The organism is Microcystis sp. M49636_WE2, from assembly GCF_030065375.1.
Taxonomy (GTDB): Bacteria; Cyanobacteriota; Cyanobacteriia; order Cyanobacteriales; family Microcystaceae; genus Microcystis; species Microcystis aeruginosa_C.
The window spans coordinates 1-3,324 of record NZ_JASJFG010000067.1 but is presented as its reverse complement, the minus strand read 5'-3'; the positions used below and the strand labels follow the sequence as shown (position 1 = coordinate 3,324).

At 42.1% G+C, this 3,324-nt stretch carries 5 protein-coding genes; 1 reads left to right on the top strand and 4 read right to left on the bottom strand.

Annotated elements, in window-relative coordinates:
- Nucleotides 1-75 (top strand): ABC transporter ATP-binding protein C-terminal domain-containing protein (locus PX484_RS25605; protein ID WP_353853205.1); only part of this gene is annotated, 75 nt, incomplete at its 5' end.
- On the opposite strand, the gene hisH is transcribed toward PX484_RS25605, so the two are convergent.
- The 4 genes from hisH to PX484_RS01520 form a co-directional block, all read right to left on the bottom strand.
- Nucleotides 64-702 carry an imidazole glycerol phosphate synthase subunit HisH gene (gene hisH / locus PX484_RS01535; protein WP_002802596.1) on the bottom strand — a complete coding sequence of 213 codons (639 nt, stop codon included), beginning with the start codon at nucleotides 700-702 and terminating at the stop codon, nucleotides 64-66. The genes PX484_RS25605 and hisH overlap by 12 nt on opposite strands.
- Before the next feature lie 286 nt (nucleotides 703-988).
- Nucleotides 989-2,029, bottom strand: coding sequence for a sulfate/molybdate ABC transporter ATP-binding protein (locus tag PX484_RS01530; RefSeq protein WP_287765424.1), 1,041 nt, complete (start codon nucleotides 2,027-2,029; stop codon nucleotides 989-991).
- A gap of 81 nt (nucleotides 2,030-2,110) precedes the next feature.
- Nucleotides 2,111-2,953, bottom strand: a complete 843-nt coding sequence (gene cysW / locus PX484_RS01525; RefSeq protein ID WP_002802588.1) for a sulfate ABC transporter permease subunit CysW — start codon at nucleotides 2,951-2,953, stop codon at nucleotides 2,111-2,113.
- 40 nt (nucleotides 2,954-2,993) lie between these two features.
- Nucleotides 2,994-3,324, bottom strand: a 331-nt coding sequence (locus PX484_RS01520; protein ID WP_288102710.1) for an ABC transporter permease subunit, incomplete at its 5' end; no start/stop codon positions are given.

Sequence of the window (3,324 nt, the reverse complement as noted above, 5' to 3'; positions counted from 1 at the left end):
ACAAATTTAGCCGATGGCATTCCCAGCGAAATCCAAAAAAACGAGCGGGTTTTAAAGGCTTATTTAGGAGACTAAAGCTAATTTTTGCACCTGTTCAACAAAGTTAGCCAGAATTTTTAAGCCATTAGTCGAGGATTTTTCCGGGTGAAACTGCACCGCCACCAAACGATCACGAGCGATCGCTGCTGTCACCGTTTGACTGCCGTGGCTGACGGTGGCGGCAGTCAGATGACTATCAAGGGGATCAACATAATAGGAATGGACAAAATAGACGTGAGGATGCGGGGGTAATCCCTGCCAAAGAGCATGATCCGGCTGGGTGAAGTCTAACTGATTCCAACCCATGTGGGGAATAGTAATGCCAGGTTCCGAGCGAAAACGGCGCACTGTCCCCGGAATAATCCCTAAACCCGCCTCTTGACCTTCCTCTGATGAGTCAAAGAGAATTTGTAAACCGAGACAGATACCGAGAAAGGGTTTACCATTAGCGATCGCCGCTTTGATCGGTTTTTCGAGATGACGAGCGCGAATTTGCCGGACGGCAGGATCAAAAGAACCGACTCCGGGTAAGACAATAGCGTCAGCTTTTTCGAGATCTAGGGGAGAATCGGTAATTTTCGGCACTGCACCCACGGTTTCCAGTCCTTTACAGGCAGAGTGCAGATTTCCCATGTCGTAATCGATGACAGCGATTAAGGTCATTGCTATATACTGATTGGGCGATGACCTTATTTTAGAGCAATCACACTACTAAATTAGCCCTTGAATCAAAAGTTGTTAAATGGGATTTGAACCCGCAACCGGCTACTTACAAATCAGCCCTGCATAATTGATAAAACCCTTTTCCCACAACAAACACAGGGCCATCTCAATCCTTGACAACCGCTTTCGCCAGAATTACAGCCAGCCGAGAGATTGTCTTCCCTAGTCGATGAACATCTGGTTAAACTTCATCTTGATCAGAAAAGCTGTAACACAACTAAAGTTTTTAAATTGAATAATCGATAACTTTCTCACTTTTATTGTCAAAATCAGTGAGTAGGGTCGCTTTTCTCGGTTTTAAATGTACCGTTTGTTCTGGTTGTAACTGTAATTGCTTGTATTCCTCACGATTGAGGTAAGCTACCACCATTTCCCCATCAGCTAACATTAATTCTACCTGTATTTCCCAGCCTAAATGAATAACTCTTTTTACCACTGCCCAACTATTCAACCCATCTTGATTGGGCATAATTTCGAGGTCGTGGGGACGGATAAAAACGGTGGAATTATCCCCCGGATGATGTCCATTTCCTAATCCTGCTAAACTGGGTAAGATATTCACTTCCCCAATAAACTGCATCACAAAAGGTGTGGCTGGATGATCGTAAATTTCGGCGGGAGAACCCACCTGTTCAATTTTACCATGATTCATCACAACAATCGTATCGGCCACTTCCATTGCTTCCTCTTGATCGTGGGTAACAAAAACACTGGTAACGTGAACTTCTTCGTGTAAATTTCTCAGCCATACCCTTAATTCTTTTCTAACTTTTGCATCTAAAGCTCCAAAGGGTTCATCCAATAATAATACATTCGGTTGAATGGCTAAAGCGCGGGCTAAAGCTACTCTTTGCCGTTGTCCTCCCGATAATTGGGCGGGATAGCGATCGCCTAATCCTTGTAATTGAATTAATTCTAATAGTTCCTCAACTTTTTTCTTAATTACTGGCGATTTTTGCTGGCGAATTTCTAGGCCAAAAGCAATATTTTGACGAACAGTTAAATGTTTAAATAGGGCATAATGTTGGAAAACAAAGCCGATATTTCTCCGTCTAGGATCCAGATGGGTGGTATCTTGTCCGTTAATGATAATCGCGCCACTATCGGGACTTTCTAATCCCGCAATTGAACGTAATAAGGTGGATTTTCCCGATCCCGATGGTCCGAGGAGGGCGACTAATTTGCCTTCAGGAATGGTTAAACTGATATTATCTAAGGCTTGAAAATTGCCGAAACGTTTATAAACTTGGTGGATAGTAATACTCATAATTTTTAGGTTTTTTGTAGAACGTAGGTTGGGTTGAAGCATGAAACCCAACGCCCGCTCATATTTTTAGGTTAATTGTAGTTAAGTAGTATGAATTTTGTGGGCGGTTTTACGTTCGAGAATTTCTTTGATAATTAAAGTAACTCCCGCTAGTAAGGCGAGAATAGCCGCCGCACTAAAAGCAGCAGGAGTGAGATAATTTTTATAAGCCTGTTCTACGAAAATTGGCAGGGTGGCAGTTCTACCTAAAATACTGCCAGAAACCACAGAAACCGCCCCAAATTCCCCCATCGCCCGGGCATTAGTTAACAGCACTCCGTACATCAACCCCCAACGAATATTGGGTAAAGTTACGCGCCAGAAAATCTGCCAATCATTTGCCCCTAAAGTGCGCCCCGCTTCCTCTTGTTCTAAGCCAATTTCTTCTAAGACTGGGATAACTTCTCTAGCGACAAAAGGCATAGTAACAAATATAGTTGCTAATACCATTCCGGGTAAAGCAAAAAGTATTTTTATACTGAAAAGTTCTAAAAAAGAACCTAACCAACCATTGCGCCCATAGAGCAGTACAATCATTAAACCCGCTACCACGGGAGAAACGGCAAAAGGTAAGTCAATTAAACTAATTAATAAAGTTTTACCACGAAATTGATTGCGAGCAATTACCCAAGCGGCACAAAGTCCAAAAATTGTGTTTAAAGGTACAGTAATTAGGGCAATAATTACTGTTAATCTTACCGCTTCGATAAAGTCAGAAGTTCCCGCCGCTTCTAAAAAAGCTTGGAATCCATTGCGAAAAGCATAGTAAAATACTGCCGCTGCGGGAATAAATAATAATAGTGCCAGATAGACAAGAGCGATGATAATTAGTAGGGGTTTGTAATCCCGCTCTTTCGGTTTGGTTGATTTTTTTAGACTCAGCATTTTGATCTGTCTCCGGTTATACTCTAATGTTTTTTACCCTTTACTTAACCCTGTATTTTTGCCCCCATTGCTGCAGGAAATTAATTACTACTAACATGAACAAAGAAACCAGTAATAAAACCATGCCGATTACTGTCGCCCCTGTGTAATCATATTCCTCTAGTCTTTGAAAGATTAAAACTGGGGCAATTAAATCCTTAAAGGGGATATTAGAGGAGATAATAACTACAGAACCATATTCACCGATCGCTCTGGCAAAACCGAGGGCAACTCCTGTTAAAATAGCGGGTAGTATTGTGGGAAAAATAACTCGCCAGAAGATTTGCCAAGAGGAAGCACCGAGGGATAAAGCCGCTTCTTCTACCTCTTTT